This is a genomic window from Streptomyces sp. NPDC001828, assembly GCF_042892175.1.
Lineage (GTDB): Bacteria > Actinomycetota > Actinomycetes > Streptomycetales > Streptomycetaceae > Streptomyces.
This window is the reverse complement of record NZ_JBIATV010000011.1, coordinates 165,570-187,729: the sequence shown is the minus strand read 5'-3', so window position 1 is coordinate 187,729 and position 22,160 is coordinate 165,570. Positions and strand designations below refer to the sequence as shown.

Genomic DNA, 22,160 nt, shown 5'->3' with positions numbered 1-22,160 from the left:
TGCGTAATACTCCCTGTATGACTTCACGCATTACGGCGCCTCGGGTGGGAGGCGGGGTGGACATCCGGCGCGCGACCGCCCGGGACGCCAAGCGGCTGACCCGTCTGGTGCGTGCCTCCCGCGCCTACGAGGGCCCGTACGCGCCGATGGTCGACGGGTACCGGGTGGGGCCGGACTACATCGAGACCCATGAGGTGCACGTGGCGGTCGACCGCGACGGCCGGGTGCTCGGCTTCTACGCGCTGGTCCTGACGCCGCCCGAGCTGGATCTGCTGTTCGTCGCGGACGATGCCCAGGGACTCGGTGTCGGCCGTCTCCTGGTCGCCCATCTGCGGGAGAAGGCGCGCGCCGCGGGCCTCGACCGGGTGCGCATCGTCTCGCACCCGCCCGCCGAGGGCTTCTACCTCGGGGTGGGGGCCCGCCGGATCGGCGTCGTGCCGGCCAACCCGCCCGCCGTGATGTGGGACCGGCCGGAGCTCGAACTCCCCATGGATTGAGGGGGTCATCCGGTTGCCCCCGGCCGATATGCCGGACAAGCCCAATTGCGTTATGAATCGGCATGGCAGGCCATCCGCGACTGCCACCGTGGCGGAGCAGGCCCTCCGTGCGATGCGGCCGCGGGGCTCCGACACGGCCGAGAGAGGGCGACATGGCGGACAGGGCGGGAATGCCGGGAGACGACGGCGTGCGGAGCGGACCGGGCGCGGCGGCTCCCAGCGGAGCGACGGCGGTCGGCCGGCGGCGCCGGATGCCGTGGAAACCCCGAAGTGATCTGACGGCGCATCAACTCAAACGGCGCAGGCTCGCCACGCGTGGCGCACTCGCGGTGTGCCTTCTGTGCGTCGGCGCGGTCGGCTACTCGGTGGGCGAGGCGCTGACCTACCCCGGCGACGACGGCACGGCGGCCCGTCTGGCCGGCTGGGCCCGCGAGCACGAGCTGGGCCCGGTCGTCGACAAGCTGGAGAACCTGCAGTACGAACTCGACCCCCCGCAGGTCGGCGGCTCCCTGCCGAGCGCGGCCCTGGCCCGGATGCGGGCGACGGCACCGCCCGTCCCGGTCCACCACCAGAACGTGCCGCTGCGCACCCCGATGCGGCCGCTGGTCAGCCCGGGCCTGCCGGGTGAAGGGGTGTGGCGGGTGCTCAGCGCCGCGCACGGCGACCCCGTCGTCCAGGGCACCTATGTGCGGCCCGACGCCGACCACACCTCCTACCAGGCGGCCGTCGCCTGGATCAGCGGCAAGAAGGCGCGCTTCGAACTGCACCCCGGGGTGCGTGAACCCGGCGGCACCTTCTCCGTGCCGCCGAACGTCCCGAAGGGCAAGCGCACCGGCCTCCTCGCGACCTGGAACGGGGGCTTCAAAATCACCGACGGCGGCTCGCGCGGCGGCTTCTACCTCGACGGCGAGACGGCGGGGGAGCTGCGCGGCGGCGCGGCGTCGGAGGTCTTCTACAAGGACGGGTCGATCGGAATCGGCCAGTGGGGACGCGACCTGCGCATGACCCGCGACGTGGTCGGCGTGCGCCAGTGCCTGGAGCTCATGGTCGACAACGGCAAGGTCGTGCCGGACATCGACGTCGACGCCAAGTGGGGCGCCACCGACCAGAGCCGCATGTTCGTCGAGCGCTCCGGCGTCGGGGTCACCGCGCAGGGGGACGTCATCATGGTCGTCGGCCAGGCCCTCACCGCCCGCACCCTCGCCGAACTCATGCAGCAGGCGGGCGCCGTGCGCGCGATGCCGCTCGACATGAACCGGGCCTGGCCCTCCTTCATGAGCTACGACCCCACGAAGAACCCGGCCGACCCCGAGCCCACCAACATCCTCGACTTCGACAACCCGCCGGAGCGCTACTACAACCAGGCGACCAGGGACTTCGTGGCGGTGTACGCGAAGTGACCGGAGCGGCCCGGCCTCTACTTGCGTGGATGTGCAAATAGAGGTTACGGTCGACAGGTCAGGACGGAGAGACCGGAGCCCGGCGAGGGGGTGAGGACATGGAGCGAAGTCACAGCGGCGCGGACCGGCATCGGACGCGCGACCCCCTGTCCCCACACCCCCGCGGTCTCCGGTAGCGCCCCTCGGCGTGCCGCGAGGCCGGCACGTCCGGCCGCTCGCGGCCGGGTGAGAGGAGCTCCCGTGTCCACCCTCACCACCTTCGACTTCGCCCTGCGGCTCGCCGTCGGCGTCGGCTGCGGCGCCCTGATCGGCGTCGAGCGCCAGTGGCGGGCCCGCACCGCGGGGCTGCGCACCAACGCCCTGGTCGCCGCCGGGGCCACCCTGTTCGTGCTCTACAGCGAGGCGGTCGGCGACGAGACCAGCCCCACCCGGGTCGCCTCCTACGTCGTCTCCGGCATCGGATTCCTCGGCGGCGGCGTCATCCTGCGCGACGGCGCCTCCGTGCACGGCCTCAACACCGCGGCCACGCTGTGGTGTTCGGCCGCGCTCGGGGTCCTCGCCGCCTCCGGCCGGCTCGACCTCGCGCTCATCGGCACCGCCACCGTCCTCGCCGTACATCTGCTGCTGCGCCCCGCCGGCCGGCTGCTCGACCGGGCGCCCGCGCCCCGGTGCGGCCCCGAGACCTCCGAGGCCGAGGACGTACGGGACGAGGCGCGGGTGCCGGTCGGGTGCGAGCGGCCGGTCGTGGACCGGCCGTCCGTCAGGTTGCCGGCACGCCGACCTGGGACCAGGCCTTGAGCACCGCCTGGATCTCGTCGCCCTCGCCGTAGAGGCTGCGCGCGGTCGCCGCGGTGAGCCGCGCGAAGTCGGCGAACTGGGCGTCCTTGCCGAGCTCGCCGCCGGTGAGGGTGGCGTACCAGATCTTCCCGGCCCGCTCCCAGGCGTTGCCGCCGAGCGCGGTGGCCAGCAGGTAGAAGGCGTGGTTGGGGATGCCCGAGTTGATGTGCACCCCGCCGTTGTCGCGGCTCGTGCGCACGTAGTCCTTCATGGCGCCCGGCTGCGGATCCTTGCCGAGCCGGGGGTCGTCGTACGCTGTGCCGGGTGCCTTCATCGAGCGCAGCGCGTCACCGTGGACGCCGGGTCCGAGCAGACCCGCGCCGATGAGCCAGTCGGCCCGGTCGGCGCTCTGGCCGAGGGCGTACTGCTTGATGAGCGAGCCGAACACGTCGGAGACCGACTCGTTGAGCGCGCCCGACTGCCCGAAGTAGTCGAGGTTCGCCGTGTACTGCGTGACGCCGTGGGTCAGCTCGTGCCCGATGACGTCGACCGGCAGCGTGAAGTCGAGGAACAGCTCGCCGTCCCCGTCGCCGAACACCATCTGCTCGCCGTTCCAGAAGGCGTTGTCGTACTGCTCGCCGTAGTGCACGCTCGCGGTCAGCGGCAGCCCGGAGTCGTCGATGGAATGGCGCCCGTACGCCTTCAGATACAACTCGAACGTGGCACCGAGCCCGGCGTGCGCGCGGTTGACGGTGGCGTCCGTCGAGGGCGTGTCGCTCTCGGCGTGCACCTTGCTGCCGGGCAGCGTCTCCTGGTGCCCGGCGTCGTAGATGGTGCGGTCCGGCTTGTCCGACGGGGCGGTGGTGGGGGCGGCGGCGCCCCGGACCGTGGTGATCCGGCGCTGGGTGCGCAGCTGGGCGTCGTGCTCCAGGGTGCGGCGCGCGGGCCCGTACACGGCGGGGTCCTCGTGCTGGGCCAGCCGGTCGAGGACGTGGGGAGGTACGACTGTGCAGAAAACGGCGGGATTGTTCATGCGCAGCAATGTGGCACAGCGTGACCCAACTGTCACCGCCCGCAGTCGAGTTGGCTGGAATGTGACGTCCGGCGAGCGCCCCTGGTCGATGAGGGGCGCCCGTGCTAGCGGCCTCAGGCGAACGCGGGCCCGGACCCCGGCTCGGGGAACTCGCCCGCCATGGCCGCGGCCATCCGCAGATGCGGCGCCGCCTCGGCCGGGCGGCCCTGGCGCTCCAGGGTGCGGCCCAGCATGAGCGTCGCGTACTGCTCGACGGGGTCGCGCGCGAGCACGGCCCGCAGCTCCGCCTCGGCCTTCTTCAGCTGGGCCGAGTGGTAGTAGGCGCGGGCGAGGAGGAGCCGGGGTGCCACCTGCTCGGGCACCTCGGCGACCAGGCCGGTCAGGATGCCGGCGGCCGTCACGTACTCCTTGGCCTCGAAGAACATCAGGGCCCGGCTCCAGCGGTCGGCCGGGGTGCCGAACTCGTAGTAGCGGTCGGTGACTTCATCGCGTGCGGTGGTCATGGGTGCGTCCTGTTCCGGGCCCCGGGGCCGGGGCCTTTCACCCCGCTCAACACCAAGGTGTTGTTGAACATTCCACTACCTACAGGTGCGCGACCGGACGGCCCCGCTCACCGCGCGCCGCCTACCTCGCGCCGCACGTCGCTCAGCGCCCGGCGCCCTTGTGCCGCTTCGCCAGCACGGCGACCAGGGCCGCGATCGGAACGATCAGGGCGAGCGTGACCGGGCCCGTGCCCCAGCCCAGGCCGGCCCTGGTGACGGGGACGCCCATCCAGTCGGCGAAGGACGCGCCGAGCGGCCTGGTGAGGACGTACGCCCACCAGAACGCGGCCACCGCGTTGAGCCCGAGGTGGCGGCCGGCCAGGGCCGGCACGGCGATCAGCGCGGCGAAGAGCACGCCGGACGCGAGGTAGCCGAGGTGCAGCGTGCCGGCCGTGAGATCGCCGACCGCCGTGCCCAGCGCGAAGGTGGCGAGCACGGCGGCCCAGTAGAAGGACTCCCGGCGGCGGGTGCGGATGCTGTGGATCGACAGCGTCCGCTCGCTCAGGTACCAGGCGGCGAACACCGCCGCCAGCGCCACGGTGAAGGCCGCCGTGGAGACCGCGTACGGGACGCCCGCGATCACATGGACGACATCGGCGGCCATGGTGCCGAACACGCTGACCATGACGATCGCCGACCAGTACGTCCAGGGCCGGTACCGGTCGCCGCGGAACTGCACCACGAGCGCGACCACCAGGCCCGTGAGGCCGAGGGCTCCGGCGGGGACCGGGCCGAGGGTGCGGCCGAGGTAGTCCGAGGCCGTCTCGCCCATGCCGGTGGTGAGCACCTTGACGACCCAGAACAGGGCCGTGACCTCGGGCACCTTGCTCAGGGCGGAGCCGCTCGGGCGTGCGGCCCGGCGGGGGCGCCCCTCCGTCAGCGGCCTCGCCAACGCCTCACTGCTGGGCTGCCCCATGGTCGTTCCCACCCTCCCGGCGCACCGCGCCCCGGCCTCAACTGCCTTGATTCCAGGCATGGTTGGGCCCTGTGTCCGGCCGGGCGACGATCACGGCCCGACGAATGTCTACGTGACTGTAGACGATGGAGCTGTGGGGGTGAGCGCCGGGTGCGGTGGTCGTGCCACGCGGCGCACGGTCGGCGCGTAAGGATCCGGGCCGCGATGGCTCCCGCATGGGAGTTCCTTGACTACACCCGTGTAGACGCCAGTGCGAATCCATGACTAAGGTATGCCTTCGCTAACTGAGCGAAGCGCCTTCGTGGGCTGGGGAGAACGGCATGTGGGACGACGCGTTTCCAAGCTTCTTGATCGGATTGAGGGAGGGGCTCGAAGGCGGACTGATCGTCTCGATCCTGATCGCGACGCTCGTCCGTGCCGAGGCCAAGTCACGCCTGCCGCAGGTGTGGACGGGCGTACTCGCGGCGGTCGCCCTCGCGATGAGCTTCGGTGCGGTGCTCACCTTCTCGGCCGCCAACATGTCCGCGACGGCCCAGGAGGCGTTCGGCGGCACCCTCAGCGTCATAGCGGTCGTGTTCGTCACGGCGATGGTGTTCTGGATGCGCCGCTCGGCCCGCAGCCTCGCCGGCGAGATCAAGGAGAAGGTCACCGGGGCGCTCGCCATGGGCGCGGGCATGCTCGTCGTGACCTCGTTCCTCGCGGTCGGACGTGAGGGCCTGGAGACCGCGCTGTTCCTATGGACCACGGCCCGGGCGGCCGGCGAGTCGGCGGGCCCGATGATCGGCGCCGGGATCGGCATCGTCCTGGCCACGGGGCTCTGCTGGGGCCTGTACCGGCGGGTCCTGAAGATCAACCTCACGAAGTTCTTCACCGCCACGGGCGCCGTCCTCATCGTCATCGCTGCGGGGGTCCTCGGGTACGGCCTGCGGGACCTCCAGGAGGGCGGGGTGCTGCCCGGCAAGTCCGCGTACGCCTTCGACCTGAGCCGGAGCATCGACCCGTCCGCCTGGTACAGCACCCTGGTGCAGGGCGTCTTCAACCTGACCCCGGCGATGACGTGGCTTCAGGCCGTGGGCTATGTCGGGTACCTGGGCGTGGTGATGACGCTGTTCGTGCGGGGCGTGCGGGACGTGCGGGGCGCGGCGGCGAAGCCCGCCGGGCCCGTCGAGGCGGCCGCGGCGGTAGCCGGTGCCGGTGGCGAGCCTGGCGCTGCCGCTGCCCGGGGAGCCGAGCCGTCCGGGGCGCGTGCTCGGCGGCGCCCCGTCTGGCTGGTGCCCGTCGCCGTGGTCGCCGCACCGGCCGTCGTCGCGGGAGTCGTGGTGGCCCTGAGCGGGTCCAAGCCGGCCGGCGCCCAGACCGTCGCCGTGTCCGAGCGGGACTGCGGCAAGGGGTTCACCGCGCCGAAGCCCGGACGCCGGACCTTCCAGATGCACAACACCGGGGACAAGGCCTCCGAGGTCTATCTCATCGACCCGGCGAGCAACGCGGTGTACGGCGAGATCGAGGGCCTGGCACCCGGTACCACCCGCGACCTGGTCGCCACCGTCTCGGGCGGCTCCTACGCCTGGCGCTGCGTGCCCACCGGCGGCAAGGCCGTCACCTCCGCGGCCGTACGCGTCAGCGGCGGCGGCGCTGCCAAGGCGGTCGTCCCGGTCGCGGAGGCCGATCTGGTCGCGCCGCTCACCGCGTACAAGCAGTACGTGAACCAGGGTCTGGCTGCCCTCGTCGCGCAGACGAAGAAGCTGGGCGACGACATGGCCGGCGGCGACTTGGACGCCGCCCGGACGGACTGGCTCACCGCACACCGTACGTATGCCTCGCTGGGCGCCGCCTACGGCACCTTCCAGGACTTCGACAAGAAGATCAACGGCCGGACCGCAGGGCTCCCCGACGGAGTGCACGACAAGGACTTCACGGGATTCCACCGCGTCGAGTACGGCCTGTGGCACGGCCAGTCGGCGAGCGATCTGAAAGCGCCGACGGACCAGCTGGTCACGGATGTGACGAGCCTTCAGAAAGCTTTTCCCACGCAGGAGTTCGACCCCGCCGACCTGCCCCTTCGGACCCACGAGATTCTGGAGAACACGCTCCAGTTCGAGCTGACCGGCGAAGCCGACCAGGGCAGCGGAACCACCCTCGCCACCGCCGACGCCAACCTGGCCGGGACGCGTGAACTCCTGGGCGTGCTGCGCCCGTTGCTGGTCGCGCGCGACGCACCGCTGCTCTCCACGGTCGACAGCGACATCGCCCGCGTGCAGAGGCTGCTCGACTCCGCCCACCGGCAGGGCAGTTGGACGCCGGTCGGCCAGCTGGACCCGATCGCGCGAGGCCGGCTGAACGGTGCGACCGGGCAGCTCCTGGAGGACCTGGCCCCGGTGCCGGACCTCCTGGAGATCCGCAAGTCCGCCTGATGCCGAACCTCGACCGCCCTTTCGCGAGCCCCGGGCGAAGCGATGCCCGCCACGTACCGACCCGACCCCCGTACATCCCGAAGGGAACCCCGTCATGCCCGCCGAATACTCCGCCCCTCAAGGCAGTTGCCCCGCCGGACGGCGTTCCTTCGTCAAGACGGCCCTGGGTGCGGGCGCGGCCGGCGCGGTCCTGGCCGGAGGAGGGGTCGCGCTCAGTCAGACCGGCGCCGGGCCGGCTCGCGCGGCCGCTGCCGGCGACTCGGGCGCGGTTCCCTTCCACGGTGCCCACCAGGCGGGCATCCTCACCTCGCAGCCCCCGGCGGCGACCTTCGCCGCGCTCGACGTCATCGCCGACAGCCGGGAGGGCGTCGCTGAGCTGCTGCGGACCATCACCGAACGGGCCCGCTTCCTGACCACGGGCGGCGCACCGGCCGACCTCGGCGTCGGCGCCCCGCCGTCCGACAACGGCATCCTCGGGCCCGTGGTCCCGGCCGACGAGCTGACCGTCACGGTCGGCGTGGGCGCCTCGCTGTTCGACGACCGGTACGGTCTCGCCAAGGCCAAGCCGGTACGCCTCACACCCATGCGAACCTTCCCCAACGACAACCTCGACCCGGCCGAATGCCACGGCGACCTCTCGCTCCAGATCTGCGGAGCCCGTCAGGACGTGGTGCTGCACGCACTGCGCGACATCGCCCGGCACACCCGGGGCGCGATGCAGATCAAGTGGCGCGTCGACGGCTTCCAGAACGCCCCGCGTCCCACCGGCGCCCAGCGCAACCTGCTCGGCTTCAAGGACGGCATCGTCAACCCGGACGTGAGGTCCGCGCGCGAGACCGACCGGCTGATCTGGGTCGGCGACGCGCTGGGCGAGCCGTCCTGGGCGGTCGGCGGCAGCTACCAGGTGATCAGGGTCATCCGCATGCTGGTCGAGTTCTGGGACCGGGTCTCGCTCACCGAGCAGGAGAAGATGTTCGGCCGCCGCAAGGACACGGGTGCGCCGCTGGACGGCGCGGCCGAGACCGATGCCCCCCAGTACTCCAAGGACCCGCAGGGCAACGCGATCCCGCTGGACGCCCACATCCGCCTGGCGAACCCCAGGACCGCCGCGACCGACAACTCCCGCATTCTGCGCCGGGGTTACAACTACGACCGGGGGATCGACAACGTCGGCAACCTCGACATGGGGCTGGTCTTCTGCTGTTACCAGCAGGACGTGAAGCGGCAGTTCGAAGCGACCCAGGAACGCCTGGTCGACGAGCCGCTCGTCGACTACATATCCCCGACGGGCGGGGGCTATTTCTTCGCCCTGCCCGGCGCGAAGGACTCCTCCGACTGGCTGGGGCGGGGTCTGCTGGGAATGTGAGGAGGAGGGGAGGGACCGGACGGCGGGGGAGGCGGAGCGTACGCCGCGCTCGCGGTGCGGCGCGGTCCGCCCGGTGGATCGGGCGCCTGCGGCGGTACCCGATGCCGCGGCCCGCTCCCGCCGAACGCGGCGCGGTGGCCCCGCGAGGGAATAGGTTGGCCGCATGAGCAATCTCGATCGCCAGCCCGCGCTCTCCGTCTGCGGCGGACGCGGCTTCGTCGTGGCCGAGCCGGTGCGCGAGCTCCTCTCGCCCCGGACCGTGAAGCTCGGCGAGTCCACCGAAGTGCGCCGGCTGCTGCCGAACCTGGGCCGCCGGATGGTCGGCGCCTGGGCCTTCGTCGACCACTACGGCCCCGACGACATCGCCGACGAGCCCGGCATGCAGGTGGCCCCGCACCCGCACATGGGCCTGCAGACGGTGAGTTGGCTGCACGAGGGCGAGGTCCTGCACCGCGACAGCCTGGGCAGCCTCCAGACCGTACGCCCCCGGGAGCTGGGCCTGATGACCTCCGGCCGGGCCATCAGCCACTCGGAGGAAACCCCCAAGTCGCACAGCCGGTTCCTGCACGGAGCCCAGCTGTGGGTCGCCCTGCCCGACGCCCACCGCCACGTCGAGCCGCACTTCCAGCACCACGCCGAGCTTCCGCACGTCACCGCGCCGGGCTTCGACGCGACGGTGATCCTCGGCGAACTCGACGGCGCCGTGTCACCGGGCAGCACGTACACCCCCATCGTCGGGGCCGACGTGACCCTGACGGCGGGCGCCGAGCCGAGGCTCCCGCTGAACCCCGACTTCGAATACGCGGTCCTCTCCATGTCGGGCGAGGCCCACGTGGACGAAGTGCCGCTGCTCCCCGGCTCGATGCTCTACCTGGGCTGCGGCCGCACCGAACTCCCCCTCCGCGCCACCTCCGACGCCTCCGTCATGCTGCTCGGCGGTGAACCGTTCGAGGAGGAGATCCTGATGTGGTGGAATTTCGTGGGCCGCTCCAACGAGGAGATCCAGCAGGCCCGTTCGGACTGGATGACGGGTTCGAGGTTCGGCGAGGTGAAGGGCTACGACGGCGCCCCCATCCCCGCCCCGGAACTCCCGCCGGTGCCGTTGAAGCCGCGAGGGCGAGTGCGCTGAACCGGGCCGGGGGAAGGCGCGTCGAGCAGCTGGAGGGGACATGGCATCGATCGCTCTGTACTACCCGTGGATGCATTTCCAGGACACCGACTGGCTCAAGCTCGCGCTGCTGTCGTGGGAGAGGATCGTCAGGCTCCGTCCTCGCACGGTCGATGACCGCGACAGCGAGGTGGTCCGCGCGATCCGAGGGGAGAGCGATCTGCTGCACGAGGTCACTCCGGGCAGGCACGATCTGGAGACAGTGGCCGACGCCTTCTTCGAACTCCTCGGGTACGAGGACCTGGCCTGGGAACTGAACACCCTGCGTCTACGAACGGCGGATCCCGCGCTCGGTGTCGCTGAGCACCTGTTCCCGCCGCCCAGCCAACGGATCACGGAGCCGGAGCACCATCCGGCCCTGCTGTGGATCTACTGCGGCGGAACCGGCACCAAGATGTCGTCCACGCTGCGGCACCAATTGCTCGACGCCGGGCTGGCCGTCCAAGTCGACGGGCGTGATCCATGGGTCGGGCTCCACCCCCGCCTGGGCGCCGTCTACCTCACCGCTCTGGCCGACACCGTCGCCCGTCACAACGCACTGTCGCCCGTGACCGACGACCCCCGGATGCACCACGCGGTGGGCGCCCTCGACCGCCTCGCCGATCTGCTCGACCTGTCCGTGACCCCAGCCCTCCGGGACACCCGGGCCGCCTATGTCCACCTCTCGCTCCGCGCGGTGATCCGGCCCGAGAGAATTGCCGCCGTGCCCGTGTCCCGGCTGGTGGCCTTCCGGCAGAGATACGCACCCGAACTCGCGGCCTTCCACGCGCACATCGACTCCCTCGCGACCGAACTCGCACAGATCGCCGCCGTCGAGAACCCCGAGATGGCCCGGGCCCACCTGCAGGCGCTCTACGAGCGGTCCACCAAACCGCAACTGGACGCACTGCGCCGTGCGTTGCGCGCATTCGGTGTGGAGTCGACGGTGGGCACGCTGGGACTGAAGGTGGACCTCGGGGCCGTCTCCGGCACGGCGCTCGGCGCCCTTGCCGTTTCCGGAGGCCGCCCGGCTCTGGGAGCCGGGGCGGTCGCACTCACGGTCGTTCCGTACATCGCGGGGCGCCTGAAGGCCCGCCGGCAGCAGAGAACGGACTCTCCCGTCGCCTATCTGCTCGCCGCCGAACAGATGTCGAAGCGGACGCGGCTGGGCTTTCCCAGCTGACGGCCACCCCCAACTCGCCACTCCCCGGCTCCTGATGGCGGCACGCCGGGCCGTTCCGGCCCGCTGGTGGGCGCGTCGAAGGTGCTAGCGGGGCAGGAGGGCGCTGACGGTCTTGCCGCCCGCGCTGCTGTGGGTCACGTAGGTGGCGTGGGCGAGGCGGTTCACCATCGGCCAGCCGAACCCGCCGGCGTCACCGTCCAGGTCGGGGACGCGCATCTGGGGAGCCTGCGTGCTGCGGTCGTGCACGGCCACTTCGATGCTGTCCGGGTGCGCGGTCAGGTCCAGGGTGCAGGTGCCGCCGCCGTGGCGCAGGGAGTTGGTGACGAGCTCCGAAACGACCAGGACCACCGTGTCGGCCGCATCGGCAGCGACGGGGCGGGTGAGCCCATCGAGGAAGTCCCACGTGCTGTCGCGTGCGTCGGCGACGGGGGCTGGGGAGCGGACCGCTGTGGTGCTGAGGCTCATCGTGTCCATCGGTTCACCTGGTCTCTGGATCGTCCGTACCCGGGTTCCTGCTTGGCAGGCCATATGCCCGCGTCTTGGCCCGTTAACCCCGACCGCGTCCGGTTTGCCCTCTGTCGCGTTGTTCTTCGACGTCGATTACCTCTCTGTCGAACACGCGGAAGTCTATCTTGGCGGCGATAGATATTGGGTGGACACCGCCACCGCGTCACCGGGCCGGGGTCGGCTGCGTCAGGTTCACCGGGTTGCCGTCGGGGTCCTGGATGTGGGCCACGCGCTGACCCCACGGCATGTCGTTCGGCCCGCCGCGCACCGAGCCGCCCAGCGCTTCCACCCGGCCGAGCGTCTCGTCGACGTCGTCCACGCCGATGCTGAGCAGGATCCGCGAGGGCGCCTTGGTGCCCGGGTCCTCGGCCACGAGCCCGAGGTCGGTGTCGCCGATGCGCAGGCCGAGGTAGAAGACGGGGCCTTCCTCCGGTACCCGGAATGTCTCCTCGGCGCCGAACAGCCTCGTATAGAAGCCGAGCAGAACGTCCAGGTCGGGGGTCACGATCACGGGCTGGATGGTGGACATGGCACTCCTGTCGAGAACGGTCGTATCAGTGGGTAGACCGTGCGAGGAGGGTGAACTCATCGGCGCGGTCACCACACCGCCACACCGGACGATCCGCACCACTGACCGCCGCCTACCACCGGCACGATCGCCGCGCGTCAAGGGCCGAACAGGTGAGCGGTGCGGTCAGCCCTTCTGGCGGCCGTGCCAGTCGAGGCAGACGACCATGGCGTCGTCGTCGGCGTCGATGGGGCCGCGGTGGCCCGCCAGTTCTTGCAGTACCGCGCGAGGGACCTGGGGCGCGGGCAGGAGGCGGGTGTTGGTGAGGGCCCGCATCAGGGCCTTCTCGCTGTATCGCTCGCCCTCGGGCGAGGCGACGTTGTAGACGCCGTCGCTGACGAAGACGAGGCGGTCTCCGGGGAGCACTTCGAAGTGCTCGGTCGTATAGGGGGTGTCCTCGAACATGCCGAGCGGCATCTGGGCCTCGGGGTGGATCTGTTCGGCCTTCCCGTGCCGCAGGCGCCACATCCGAGGGGAGCCGGCATCGACGATCTGGGTCCGGCCGGTGTCGAGGTCGAAGCGGAGCAGCAGGGTGGAGAGGTAGGCGTCGCCGCGGTAGTGGCCGTAGACGGCCTGGTCGGCGAGGCAGGCCTGGTCCGACAGGGACAGCCCGGCGCGACGTGCGTTGCGCAGTGCGTTGACGGCCAGGTTGGTGAGGAGGGCGGCTTCGATGCCCTCGCCCATGCCGTTGGTGACGACGAGCGTGAGGTGGTCGGCGGAGGTGGACCAGTCGAAGTTGTCACCGTAGATGGCGTAGGCGGGTTCCAGTTGGGCGCCGATTTCGTATTCCGGTCGGGAACAGGACCGGCCGGGCAGCAGTTGCCATTGCATTTCGGCGGCCAGGGTCAGACGGTTGGCGCGTCTCGCCTGGAGGTAGACGTCGGTGTCGCGCTCGGCGACGACGATGCTGTGTCCGAGCACCTCGGCGATGTCCCGCAGCTCCTGTTCCGCGAGGGCGTCGTAGGTTTCCTGGGCCAGGACCACGGACAGGACACCGATACGGTCGCCGCGGACGCTGACGGGCAGATGCACGGTCAGTCGGCCGGTGCGGTCGTCCGCCACCACGTGCGGCTGCTGCGCGCCGAACGCCCGCCCGGGGGAGCTGCCGTGGACAGCGATGGGTTCGGCGGTGTAGGGAAGCTTGCTGACCGGTTGCAGTATGGTCATCGCGTAGTCCGCCATGAGCAGGTCCACGGAGGAGGCTCCGTAGTGCGCGGCCAGAGCCTCCTGCACCGCTTGCAACAGAGCGTGCGGCGCCGCTTGGCGCAACGCGCGTTCCGTAGCCGTGAATCTGTGCACTGTTCGGATACCGCCTGTTCGGGAAGTTGAAAGCAGAGGAGCGGGAGGGTCTTTGTTGTGCCTCAGCGACAGCCGAGACGGTTGAAGACCGTGACTGTTGGAAGTGCGGACTCCGACGCCGCCCAGCGAGCGGCTGCGTACGCGGCCCGTGAGGCCATCGAGGTGCTCGAGGTGCTGTGGGGCCAGAGCAGGGAGCTGGCGCCGACCGCCCCCGTCTCGATCTCTCAGCTGCGGGTTCTCTACATCCTTGCTGACAATGACGGCATCAACCTGCGCGCGCTGGGCGAGGAGCTGGGTTCGACCCCGCCGTCGGTGAGCCGCATGTGCGACCGCCTGCACGCTCTCGATTACATCGAGAGGGCGCCCAGTTCGGCCAGTCGGCGAGAAGTCGAACTGCGTCTGTCGAGCAAGGGGGTGCGCTACCTCAGTGAGCTGAGGGCGCGCCGCGAAGAGTCACTGGCCGACGTGGTAGCCGCCATGACGCCTGCCGAACAGGACACCTTCGCGCGGGGGCTGGCGTGCTTCCGGTCGGCGGTGCTGCGCGAGAAGGGCGCCGTCGGCTCCGTACGCGGGGAGGCAGCGGGTACGGCTTGACCCCGTCTCGCGGGCGGTGCGCCAACAGGTTCACCGTCGTCAGTCCTCCAGTGGAAATGCTCTGTGCGCACGCTGCCCGTGAGCCGGGTCCAGAGTGCGACCACAGGGCATAGTTGTCAAACGGCAAGTGTTTCTCTCCGAAGTCGTACCGTGTCCAAGTCCTGCCAGCCGTTTACCCCCGTCTCGCTGGTGGATGCCCCTCTCCGGAGTGGCGCGGGAGATGCCCTCCCGCCCACGCGTGACGCGTCGCCCGGGCCTCCGCGCCACGGCCGCGAAGCCGGGGGAGCGGCCCCGTTCGCCGGGGATCAGCCCGCCGGGATGTCGCCCGTCAGCTTCTCCAGGCGCAGCAGGTCGTGGGGGTTGAGGCCGGACAGGGCGCAGATGGCCTCCACGTCGCCTCCCCGGCGGAGCGCCGCGACCGCTTCGAGTTCGGCATCGGCGCGCGCGGCGTCCAGTGCCGCCTCGGCGTCGCGCAGGCGGTGGACGGCCAGATCCAGCGAAACCAGTTCCATGCGCGGATGATGCCATGTCCGGCCCGAACTCTTGGGTACTGCCGGAGCCGGGCCCCTGCCCGGCGGGTTGGAGAACCCCGGGTCCGCGCAGGCCGGGGTAGTACTTCTCACAAGTACGCTGCGGCGGTTGCCCGTTGGGCCTCCTCGGGGACCGCTCATCCGGCTGCCTCTTGGCGTGCGTTGTTGACGTACGGCGGGCCTTGGCCTCGTAGAGTCGCCGCGGCCATGTGATCGGCCGCATAGCGTTGCCCCGGCCATGTGATCCTCGCGACTGCGCGCTCGCCGCTGCCGGTGCCATGGTGTGGGGTGCGCCCCTCGTCGGCCTGGCGGTGCGGGTCGTCGACCGTCAGGATGCCGCGCCTCGGGCCCTCGCTGGGCGGGGGCGTGCTCGGCCCGCCTCCCCTCCCGTCGGCGTCCATCTGTTCTACGGGTCGCGCTTCGGTGGGTCGTGGACGGGTGGAGCTTTCGTGTGCACTTCACCCACGAATATATTTGCCACGCGACAACAGTTACGGTGGGGGCAGCATGTGCGGTGCACCAGTCCCAGACAGCCCGCGCGGAGGCCGATGAAAGGGATCCAGGTGAGTGTCAGCGAGGCCACAGCGCGCCGGCGTGTAGTCAAGGCGTTGCGGGGGAGCGCTGGAACGGTAGCCGATCGCTGGGTGGAGCTGCAGCTGGCGCAGGAGGAGCTGCGAGCGGACATCAGCGAGCACGAGCTGCGTCAGGAGGCGGACGCGCTCATCACCGCGCTCGCCGAGGGCCTGGACACGGCACTGCCGGTGTCCCAGGTGGTGAACTCCTACGCGGAGCTGCACCAGGCCGTGGTCGATCTCTCGCTGCGCCGGGTTCGCGGCGGCGCCACCCCGACCGCGACATCGCTGGCCGTCCTGGCCCTCAAGGAGGCCGTGCTGGAGGCGGTGCAGAGCTTCACCGACGACACGGCCGAGCTCTTCGCGGCTGCTCTGCTGGTCAACCGGCTCCTGGACGCCGCGGGCGCCCTGTCGTTCGACACCTATGTCGCGGGCCGGGAAGAGATCATCGCCAGACAGAGCCGGCAGCTGCTGGAACTGTCGACACCGGTGGTGCGACTGTGGCGGCACGTGCTGGCCGTGCCGCTGATCGGCACCCTCGACACCGCGCGCACCCAGGTGGTCCTGGAGAGCCTGCTGCGGACCATCCAGGAAGACCGGGCCCAAGTCGCGATCATCGACATCACGGGTGTTCCGACCGTGGATACGGCGGTGGCCCAGCACCTGATGCAGACGGTCAACGCGGTGCGCCTCATGGGCGCGGAATGCGTCATCAGCGGTATCCGGCCGTCGATCGCGCGGACCATCGCGCAACTGGGCATCGACCTGTCCAGGATCCGTACGCGGGCGAGCCTGGCCGACGCGCTGTCCGAGGCGCTCGAGCTGACCGGCGAGTCGGCACAGCGGGCGGCGGTGAGCCGGTGAGGGAGCAGGCATGGGGCGGAGTGCCGATCCTGCGGCTGGGCGAGGTCCTGATCACAGGACTGCTCAACGAGCTCGGCGACGAGTCCGCCGAGGCCTTCACCGACGAACTGATCCGGCGAATATCCGAGGACGGGGCTCGCGGTGTTCTGATCGACATCTCACGGCTCCAGATGGTCGACTCGTTCGTGGCGCGCATGCTCATGGAAATGACGTCCATGGCCCGCCTGCTGGGAGCCCGGGTCATCGTGGCCGGACTGCAGCCGGCCGTAGCCATCACGCTGGTCGAGCTGGGCCTTGAGCTCGACGGCGTCGAAACCGCCCTGAACGCGGAGATGGGCATGGCGGCTCTCGGGTGGCAGCAGAACCCGAGGCCCCCTGGAAGGGGCACAACATGACCCGACTCGCTGACCGCGCCACCTCCGACACCGCCACCGGGACAAGGGAGCTGCGCGAAGCGTCCGAGCGGCATGCTCTGAGCACGGACGAGGATTTGCTGGCGGTCCGGCACGCCGTACGCACGGCCAGTGTGCGAGCGGGCTTCGGCATCGTCGACCAGACCCGCATCGTGACCGCTGCCAGTGAACTGGCGCGCAACGCCTACATCCACGGCGGGGGAGGGCACCTCACCATCGAGCACCTCAGCCGGCGCGGCGGAACGGGGGTCAGGCTGACCGTCAGCGACGACGGTCCCGGCATCCCCGACACCGATGCGGCACTCGCCGACGGCTTCACCACCGGCGCCGGACTGGGACACGGCCTGGGCGGCGCACGTCGGCTCATGCACGACTTCACCGTCCGCAGCGAGCCCGGGAAGGGCACAACCGTCACCGTCACCCGGTGGACCGACCAGTGACCCATCCCCTCGCGCCGACGGCCCATGTCCGCATAGACCACCACAGTGCCGTGCACCTGGCCGCCTCCACCGCCCGTTCGCTGAGTGAGCAGTACGGCCTGACCGGGACGCTGCCGGACCAGGCAGCGGTGCTGGCCTCCGAACTGGCCGGCAACATCCACAAGCACGCGAGAGGCGGCGCCCTGTACATCCACCCGCTTCCCCTGGGCGGCGGAGTGGAGATCCTGGCTGCCGACCGGGGCCCCGGAATGCCCGAACTCGAACGCTGCCTGGCCGACGGCTACAGCACCACCGGAACGCTGGGCGCCGGTCTCGGGGCGATCAGGCGTACAGCGACCCATTTCGCCATCCGCACCGAACCCGGAGTGGGCACCCTCGTCTGCGCCCGCCTGACCCGACCCGACCAGGCCGAGACGGCATGCCAAAGTGCCGCACTCATCTGTCTGCCCGCCGACCGCGAAGAACACTGCGGTGACGCCGGCGCGGTCGTCGACACCGTCACCGATCGCACCGCCGTCGTCATCGACGGCCTCGGCCACGGCCCGCAGGCCGCCGAAGCCGCCCACGCGGCCCTGCACGCCTTCCACGCGCACGCCGGGCGGCCCCTGCCGGAGATCGTCACCGGGATGGACCGCGCGCTGCGCCACACCCGGGGGGCGGCGGTCGGCATCCTGCGGCTCGACGCCGCACAGGCCCTCTACTGCGGGATCGGCAACATCCGCGCGGTGGTCCTGTCACCCGGAGGCATCCACCACCAGCTGACCGGCCGGCCCGGCATCGTGGGATGGCGCATGCCCACCCCGCAAACCCACACCGTCGCTCTCCCGGCGGGGGCCACAGCCGTCCTGCACTCCGACGGTATCGACGCCCGCTGGGCCCACACCCCATCCCTGTCCGTGCTGCGCCTGCCCCCGCAGCTGCTCGCAGCATCAGTGACGCACCATTACCGCAGTACCCGCGACGACGCGACGCTTCTTGCGCTCAGACCCCAGCAAAGGCACTCATGAACGGCACCTTCTACGCCCTGCCCGCCCTGCGCGGCGCAGTACGCCGCGTCGCCCAGCACCACGGACTGCCCGCCGAGGCCCGCTCCCGCCTCGTCCTGTCCGTCTGCGACCTGGCCGCCGCGGAGTTCACCGCCCGCAGGCCGGTCACCTTCACCGCCGAAGTCCAGACGGCCCCGGACACCGGCGAGTCCACCATGTCCGCCACCCTGACCGCACCGCAGGCCGTCGGACCGCTGCGCACCACCGGCCTGCCCCTGCCCGCCGCCCCCACGACGTCGGCGACCTCGGCGACCTGGTGCATCCCTCTCACCGAGAACGGTGCCGCAGCCAACACCAGCAGCCGGTTCCGCACGGGCAGCCGCCTCCCGAGCGAAGCGGACGCCATGGAGGAGGAGCTTCGCGCCGCCCTCGCGCGCGCGGACGCCCTGACGGCCGAGCACCGGCTCCTCGAACACGAACTGGCCGAAACCAACGGCGGCGTCCTCGCCCTGTACGTCCAACTAGAGGAACGTGACGAGCAGTTGCGCAAGGCGCACGGTGCCATGCTCCAGGAACTCGAAGACGCGCTGCGCCCCGCCCCGCTGCACGTCGACGGCCTGGAACTCGCCGTGCACTACGAGCCGGCCGACCCGCTCGCTCCTACCGGGGGCGACCTCTACGACTGGTTCCTGCTGCCGGACGGAACCCTTCACATCACCATCGTCGACGCGCTGGGCCACGGGGTGCGCAGCACGCGAAGCGCCCTCGATGTGACCCACGCCGTACGCACCCTCGCCCTGGAGGGACACCCGCTGCAGTCCATCGTGGCCCGCGCGCACGAACTGCTCATGCCCCTCGCCCCAGGTCTGATGGCCACCGCGCTGCTCGCCCGGATAAACCCCGCGACCGGCGAAGTGCAGATCGCCAACGGAAGCCACCCACCCGCCATGCTGCTCCAGGCCAATGGCGAGGCCGGCTACCTGGAAGTCCCCGGAAGGGGCATCGGCTTCCCCCTGCCCGGCAGCGAGCGGCTGCTGCGTACCCACATCGGCCCCGGGGACCTGATCGTCCTGTACACCGACGGCCTGACCGAGAGCCGCAGAGACCCGATCGAAGGCGAAGTACGGCTCATCGAGTCGGCCCGTCGGCACGCGGCGAAACCGCTGAACGGCATCCCGGGTGCGATCGCCGCCGACATGCGCACCCAGGTCCTCCACCCCGACGACACCCTGGCCCTGGCCGTCCGCATCCCCGACCCGGCATCCGAAACGTCCCCATGAGACGTCCGAGAGCCGTGGCAACAATGCGGATGAAGGCGACCAAGCCGCAGATATGGGTGTCTGGCGGATTTATCCCAGAATTCCCGGGGCGGTGCATTCCCGGTGAGACTGGGGAAGAATGGGCGCGGCCAATCACACGCGGCACCGCTCCGATCCATGGGAGCGTGCTCGTCCAGATGATGAGGGAAGAAGGCCGTGGACAGTCGATCGACAGGCTGGCTGGGTGTCGCGGAAAGCACTCTGCGACTGACACCTCCAACAGCGCTGCTGTCCACCGCACGCTCACTGCTGGCCGAGTACGTCCAGGCCCGCGATGTGACCCTGCTGCTGGCGGACTACGGCTTGAGCGTCCTCCAGCCCGTGACCCACTTGCCGCACACGGGTGAAGCGACAGGCGTCCATGACGGCAGTCCCGCGGGACGGGCGTTCACCGGCCAGGCCCCCGTCGTGGAAGTCACCGACGAGCCCGGCGCCGTCCGGGCCCATCTACCGATCACCGTGCGAGGTGACCGGCTGGGGGTTCTCTCCGTCGATCTTCCCGAGACGGCCGTCTCGGGCACGTCGGAGGTGCTGGACCTCGCCACCTTCGCGACAGCTCTGGGGCATGAACTGCTCGTCGCGGAGCGCGACACCGATCTGTACCTCCAGGCCCGACGGCGCAGACGGCTCACCCTCGCGGCGGAGATGCAGTGGCAGCTCCTGCCGGGACGCGGTTTCGAGAGCGACGAATTCACCCTCGGCGCCCACCTCGAACCCGCCTACGCGGTTGGTGGCGACAACTTCGACTGGAGCGTCACCGACGACTCGCTGACCATCACCGTCACCGACGGTCAGGGCCACGGCATCCAGGCAGCCCTCCTGACCAGCCTCACGGTCAACGCTCTGCGCAACGCCCGCCGGGCCGGCATCTCCCTCGCCGACCAGGCATGCCTCGCCGACCAGGCGGTCTACGGCGAATACGGCGGCGAGCTGTCGGCCCCGAGCCTGTTGCTGCGCGTCGACTTGGCGACCGGCAGGACCTGCGCTGTGGACGCGGGGTCGCCCCAGCTGTTCCGCCACCGCCAGGGCACCGTGGAGCGCGTCCCGCTCGATGCCCAGCTGCCGCTCGGCATGTTCGAGGAGACCCAGTACAACGAGGAGCGGTTCAGCCTTGAGGCCGGTGACCGTCTGATCATCGTGAGCAGCGGTGTCCACGCTTCGCAGAACAAGGCGGGTAGCTCCTTTGGCGAGCTGGCGCTCCGGGAGACCGTCGCTGCCGCACGCGGTGTATCGACGCACGAGACGGCCCGTGCCGTGGTGGACGGGCTGATGCAGTACCACGGGGGCGGAGAGCTGTCCGCCGACGCGGCGGTCCTCTGCCTGGACTGGAGGGGCAGACGGCCGACGGCGGACTAGGTGGCCCGGCCGCGACACCGAGGTCAGGAGGGCTCAGGAAATCAGGGCTTCAGCGCTCAGGGATCGTGTTCTCGGCCTGAACGGCTTCGACGTCTTGGACGGCTTCGGTAAAGGCGCGCAGGCCGACGAGGAGTGCCTCACCCTGAGCCGCGGGCACGTGCAGAAGAACCTGGTTGATCGCGGCGAGTCGACGCTCGGCCAACGCTTCCAGAATGTGCCGGCCGTGCGGAGTCAGCGTCAGCTCGATCTCGCGACGATTGGTCGACGGGCGGCGCCGATCGAGCAGCCCCGCCGCCTCCAGCCTGTCGCACAGTCTGCTGGCCGCGGGGGGCGCGGCACCGATGCGTTCCGCCAAGCCAGTGAGGTTGATGCCCGGCGAGCGACGGGCGATCAGGAGCGCCTCCAGCTGAAGGGCGGACAGGCGTGGCACCGCTCCTTGTGCCGCGGCGTTCCAGGTCACGATCAGAGCTTCGGCGGCTTCGGACACCTGCTGGGCGAGCGCAAGCACAGAATCGTCATCCGAAGATCCCGCGCGGTCCATATGGCCGACTCTCCCACTGAGCTGGTGCACATCCCCTTCAGATCCCACCCGTCTCGCTACGGGTCCCCGAACGGTCTCCACCTAATATGCCCGCGCTGACCAATCTATGCCTGTCCACGTCATCTTCCGCGTCGGAAGGACGCGAGTTCCGTGCCGGAAGAACGCGAGCTACCGTGGCCTACGCGCGCGAGGCCGGGCGCCGAGGGGGTTGACCAGGAGCCGGGCCGGACCGATCACCTCGCTCCTGACTTTCATGGACGTGGCGGCAGTGGGTAGGCGCACGTGAGCGAGAGAAGACAGCTTGTGATGCAACGCCGATCCAGGATGGGGGAATGAGGTCCATGGTCGCCGCCCTCGAAGACCGCGCATCGACCGAACAGGACTCTGCGGTGCCCCTCCGATTCAGTGCCGCCTGGGAGACGACCGAGTTCTCCATCGCCGATGCCAGAACAGCCGTGCGTACGCTGCTCGTTCAGGCCGGGTACCGCCCCGACGAGCAGCATTGTCTGGACGCCCAACTCGTCGTGAGCGAGCTGGTCACCAATGCGCTGCGCCACGCGCCGGGCTCGGGCAGCCTCGCGCTGGAGGTGAACGAGGGCGCGGACCTGTTGGAGATCACCGTGCGCGACGGCTCGCCGAATCCGCCTCGACCGCAGGTGCCCGACGCCGCGCGAATCGGCGGGCACGGCCTGCTGCTGGTCACCCGGGTGTGCGCCCAGCTGCACACCCGGCTCCTGACGTCCGGCAAGCAGGTCATCGCCTGCCTCCGTTTGGGCGGCTTGGGCAGCGCCCCGGACGAGGATCCGGCAGCCATGAGGTGAGTCACCGCGCCTCGGCACGGCTCAGGGGCTTCCCGGTGTGGTGGGGTTGCCTTCGAGCCCACTCGAAGGTGTTCTCTG

22 protein-coding genes and 1 pseudogene are annotated in these 22,160 nt (G+C 70.6%); 15 read left to right on the top strand and 8 right to left on the bottom strand.

The features are described 5' to 3' along the window. Positions 1-17 precede the first annotated feature (17 nt). The 3 genes and pseudogenes from ACFYZA_RS28185 to ACFYZA_RS28175 all read left to right on the top strand — a co-directional run. Positions 18-497: a GNAT family N-acetyltransferase gene (locus tag ACFYZA_RS28185; protein ID WP_382596034.1), complete on the top strand. Its 480-nt coding sequence runs from the start codon at positions 18-20 to the stop codon at positions 495-497. Positions 498-649: 152 nt separating this feature from the next. Further along, complete coding sequence (locus ACFYZA_RS28180; RefSeq protein WP_388493405.1) at positions 650-1,897, top strand: phosphodiester glycosidase family protein; 1,248 nt, start codon at positions 650-652, stop codon at positions 1,895-1,897. A 240-nt stretch (positions 1,898-2,137) separates the two neighbouring features. Then, positions 2,138-2,635, top strand: a pseudogene (locus ACFYZA_RS28175) (MgtC/SapB family protein); the annotation flags it as partial. A gap of 22 nt (positions 2,636-2,657) precedes the next feature. On the opposite strand, the gene ACFYZA_RS28170 reads toward ACFYZA_RS28175, so the two are convergent. The 3 genes from ACFYZA_RS28170 to ACFYZA_RS28160 all read right to left on the bottom strand — a co-directional run bounded on the left by ACFYZA_RS28170 (position 2,658) and on the right by ACFYZA_RS28160 (position 5,165). Further along, entirely contained in the window at positions 2,658-3,707 is a 1,050-nt protein-coding gene (locus ACFYZA_RS28170; protein ID WP_388493403.1) for a M4 family metallopeptidase, read from the bottom strand. A gap of 113 nt (positions 3,708-3,820) precedes the next feature. Further along, positions 3,821-4,210 (bottom strand): tetratricopeptide repeat protein, encoded by a 390-nt coding sequence (locus ACFYZA_RS28165; RefSeq protein ID WP_388493401.1) that lies wholly within the window; start codon positions 4,208-4,210, stop codon positions 3,821-3,823. Positions 4,211-4,352: 142 nt separating this feature from the next. Then, positions 4,353-5,165: a hypothetical protein gene (locus ACFYZA_RS28160; RefSeq protein WP_388493399.1), complete on the bottom strand. Its 813-nt coding sequence runs from the start codon at positions 5,163-5,165 to the stop codon at positions 4,353-4,355. A 320-nt stretch (positions 5,166-5,485) separates the two neighbouring features. Here ACFYZA_RS28160 and efeU point away from each other — a divergent pair, with 320 nt between their 5' ends. From efeU to ACFYZA_RS28140, 4 genes are all read left to right on the top strand, one after another. Further along, complete coding sequence (gene efeU / locus ACFYZA_RS28155) at positions 5,486-7,576, top strand: iron uptake transporter permease EfeU (RefSeq protein WP_388493398.1); 2,091 nt, start codon at positions 5,486-5,488, stop codon at positions 7,574-7,576. 94 nt (positions 7,577-7,670) lie between these two features. Then, the gene (efeB, locus tag ACFYZA_RS28150; protein WP_388493397.1) at positions 7,671-8,942 is read left to right on the top strand and encodes an iron uptake transporter deferrochelatase/peroxidase subunit; all 1,272 of its coding nucleotides are present in this window, start codon (positions 7,671-7,673) and stop codon (positions 8,940-8,942) included. Between the two features lie 163 nt (positions 8,943-9,105). After that, positions 9,106-10,071, top strand: a complete 966-nt coding sequence (locus tag ACFYZA_RS28145) for a pirin family protein (RefSeq protein ID WP_388493395.1) — start codon at positions 9,106-9,108, stop codon at positions 10,069-10,071. Between the two features lie 40 nt (positions 10,072-10,111). Continuing rightward, positions 10,112-11,272, top strand: coding sequence for a DUF6236 family protein (locus ACFYZA_RS28140; RefSeq protein WP_388493394.1), 1,161 nt, complete (start codon positions 10,112-10,114; stop codon positions 11,270-11,272). A gap of 84 nt (positions 11,273-11,356) precedes the next feature. Here ACFYZA_RS28140 and ACFYZA_RS28135 read toward each other — a convergent pair whose 3' ends face one another. From ACFYZA_RS28135 to ACFYZA_RS28125, 3 genes are all read right to left on the bottom strand, one after another. Beyond that, the gene (locus tag ACFYZA_RS28135; protein ID WP_382596008.1) at positions 11,357-11,746 is read right to left on the bottom strand and encodes an ATP-binding protein; all 390 of its coding nucleotides are present in this window, start codon (positions 11,744-11,746) and stop codon (positions 11,357-11,359) included. Between the two features lie 196 nt (positions 11,747-11,942). After that, a complete protein-coding gene (locus tag ACFYZA_RS28130) occupies positions 11,943-12,308 on the bottom strand; it encodes a VOC family protein (RefSeq protein WP_382596006.1) in 366 nt (121 codons plus the stop codon). Positions 12,309-12,473: 165 nt separating this feature from the next. Beyond that, positions 12,474-13,646 carry a PP2C family protein-serine/threonine phosphatase gene (locus tag ACFYZA_RS28125; protein ID WP_382596003.1) on the bottom strand — a complete coding sequence of 391 codons (1,173 nt, stop codon included), beginning with the start codon at positions 13,644-13,646 and terminating at the stop codon, positions 12,474-12,476. 90 nt (positions 13,647-13,736) lie between these two features. Between ACFYZA_RS28125 and ACFYZA_RS28120 the strand changes: the two genes are divergently transcribed. Next, positions 13,737-14,240 carry a MarR family winged helix-turn-helix transcriptional regulator gene (locus ACFYZA_RS28120; RefSeq protein ID WP_382596000.1) on the top strand — a complete coding sequence of 168 codons (504 nt, stop codon included), beginning with the start codon at positions 13,737-13,739 and terminating at the stop codon, positions 14,238-14,240. 305 nt (positions 14,241-14,545) lie between these two features. On the opposite strand, the gene ACFYZA_RS28115 is transcribed toward ACFYZA_RS28120, so the two are convergent. Continuing rightward, entirely contained in the window at positions 14,546-14,752 is a 207-nt protein-coding gene (locus tag ACFYZA_RS28115; RefSeq protein ID WP_167155733.1) for a hypothetical protein, read from the bottom strand. Between the two features lie 581 nt (positions 14,753-15,333). On the opposite strand from ACFYZA_RS28115, the gene ACFYZA_RS28110 reads away from it, so the two are divergent. The 6 genes from ACFYZA_RS28110 (at position 15,334) to ACFYZA_RS28085 (ending at position 20,720) form a co-directional block, all read left to right on the top strand. Next, entirely contained in the window at positions 15,334-16,206 is an 873-nt protein-coding gene (locus ACFYZA_RS28110; RefSeq protein WP_388493393.1) for an STAS domain-containing protein, read from the top strand. Then, positions 16,203-16,601 (top strand): STAS domain-containing protein, encoded by a 399-nt coding sequence (locus ACFYZA_RS28105; protein WP_388493391.1) that lies wholly within the window; start codon positions 16,203-16,205, stop codon positions 16,599-16,601. Before ACFYZA_RS28110 ends, ACFYZA_RS28105 begins: the two co-directional genes overlap by 4 nt. Next, positions 16,598-17,059 (top strand): ATP-binding protein, encoded by a 462-nt coding sequence (locus tag ACFYZA_RS28100; RefSeq protein WP_382595991.1) that lies wholly within the window; start codon positions 16,598-16,600, stop codon positions 17,057-17,059. Before ACFYZA_RS28105 ends, ACFYZA_RS28100 begins: the two co-directional genes overlap by 4 nt. After that, positions 17,044-18,066 carry a SpoIIE family protein phosphatase gene (locus ACFYZA_RS28095; RefSeq protein ID WP_388493390.1) on the top strand — a complete coding sequence of 341 codons (1,023 nt, stop codon included), beginning with the start codon at positions 17,044-17,046 and terminating at the stop codon, positions 18,064-18,066. Before ACFYZA_RS28100 ends, ACFYZA_RS28095 begins: the two co-directional genes overlap by 16 nt. Continuing rightward, positions 18,063-19,325: a PP2C family protein-serine/threonine phosphatase gene (locus ACFYZA_RS28090; protein WP_388493388.1), complete on the top strand. Its 1,263-nt coding sequence runs from the start codon at positions 18,063-18,065 to the stop codon at positions 19,323-19,325. Before ACFYZA_RS28095 ends, ACFYZA_RS28090 begins: the two co-directional genes overlap by 4 nt. Before the next feature lie 195 nt (positions 19,326-19,520). Continuing rightward, complete coding sequence (locus tag ACFYZA_RS28085; RefSeq protein WP_388493387.1) at positions 19,521-20,720, top strand: PP2C family protein-serine/threonine phosphatase; 1,200 nt, start codon at positions 19,521-19,523, stop codon at positions 20,718-20,720. A 49-nt stretch (positions 20,721-20,769) separates the two neighbouring features. Here the strand turns inward: ACFYZA_RS28085 and ACFYZA_RS28080 are convergent, their stop codons facing one another. Continuing rightward, positions 20,770-21,261, bottom strand: coding sequence for a MarR family transcriptional regulator (locus ACFYZA_RS28080; protein ID WP_388493385.1), 492 nt, complete (start codon positions 21,259-21,261; stop codon positions 20,770-20,772). A gap of 389 nt (positions 21,262-21,650) precedes the next feature. On the opposite strand from ACFYZA_RS28080, the gene ACFYZA_RS28075 reads away from it, so the two are divergent. After that, entirely contained in the window at positions 21,651-22,082 is a 432-nt protein-coding gene (locus ACFYZA_RS28075) for an ATP-binding protein (protein ID WP_388493383.1), read from the top strand. The last annotated feature ends 78 nt before the right edge of the window (positions 22,083-22,160 follow it).

What these genes read in the sequence shown, in the direction of transcription:
- efeB (WP_388493397.1), top strand. Translation starts at nt 7,671, where the DNA reads ATGCCCGCCGAATACTCCGCCCCTCAAGGCAGTTGCCCCGCCGGACGG.
- ACFYZA_RS28115 (WP_167155733.1), bottom strand. Translation starts at nt 14,752, where the DNA reads ATGGAACTGGTTTCGCTGGATCTGGCCGTCCACCGCCTGCGCGACGCC.
- ACFYZA_RS28160 (WP_388493399.1), bottom strand. Translation starts at nt 5,165, where the DNA reads ATGGGGCAGCCCAGCAGTGAGGCGTTGGCGAGGCCGCTGACGGAGGGG.
- ACFYZA_RS28180 (WP_388493405.1), top strand. Translation starts at nt 650, where the DNA reads ATGGCGGACAGGGCGGGAATGCCGGGAGACGACGGCGTGCGGAGCGGA.
- ACFYZA_RS28100 (WP_382595991.1), top strand. Translation starts at nt 16,598, where the DNA reads ATGACCCGACTCGCTGACCGCGCCACCTCCGACACCGCCACCGGGACA.
- ACFYZA_RS28130 (WP_382596006.1), bottom strand. Translation starts at nt 12,308, where the DNA reads ATGTCCACCATCCAGCCCGTGATCGTGACCCCCGACCTGGACGTTCTG.
- ACFYZA_RS28090 (WP_388493388.1), top strand. Translation starts at nt 18,063, where the DNA reads ATGAACGGCACCTTCTACGCCCTGCCCGCCCTGCGCGGCGCAGTACGC.
- ACFYZA_RS28140 (WP_388493394.1), top strand. Translation starts at nt 10,112, where the DNA reads ATGGCATCGATCGCTCTGTACTACCCGTGGATGCATTTCCAGGACACC.
- ACFYZA_RS28135 (WP_382596008.1), bottom strand. Translation starts at nt 11,746, where the DNA reads ATGGACACGATGAGCCTCAGCACCACAGCGGTCCGCTCCCCAGCCCCC.
- ACFYZA_RS28165 (WP_388493401.1), bottom strand. Translation starts at nt 4,210, where the DNA reads ATGACCACCGCACGCGATGAAGTCACCGACCGCTACTACGAGTTCGGC.
- ACFYZA_RS28145 (WP_388493395.1), top strand. Translation starts at nt 9,106, where the DNA reads ATGAGCAATCTCGATCGCCAGCCCGCGCTCTCCGTCTGCGGCGGACGC.
- ACFYZA_RS28080 (WP_388493385.1), bottom strand. Translation starts at nt 21,261, where the DNA reads ATGGACCGCGCGGGATCTTCGGATGACGATTCTGTGCTTGCGCTCGCC.
- ACFYZA_RS28170 (WP_388493403.1), bottom strand. Translation starts at nt 3,707, where the DNA reads ATGAACAATCCCGCCGTTTTCTGCACAGTCGTACCTCCCCACGTCCTC.
- ACFYZA_RS28185 (WP_382596034.1), top strand. Translation starts at nt 18, where the DNA reads ATGACTTCACGCATTACGGCGCCTCGGGTGGGAGGCGGGGTGGACATC.
- efeU (WP_388493398.1), top strand. Translation starts at nt 5,486, where the DNA reads ATGTGGGACGACGCGTTTCCAAGCTTCTTGATCGGATTGAGGGAGGGG.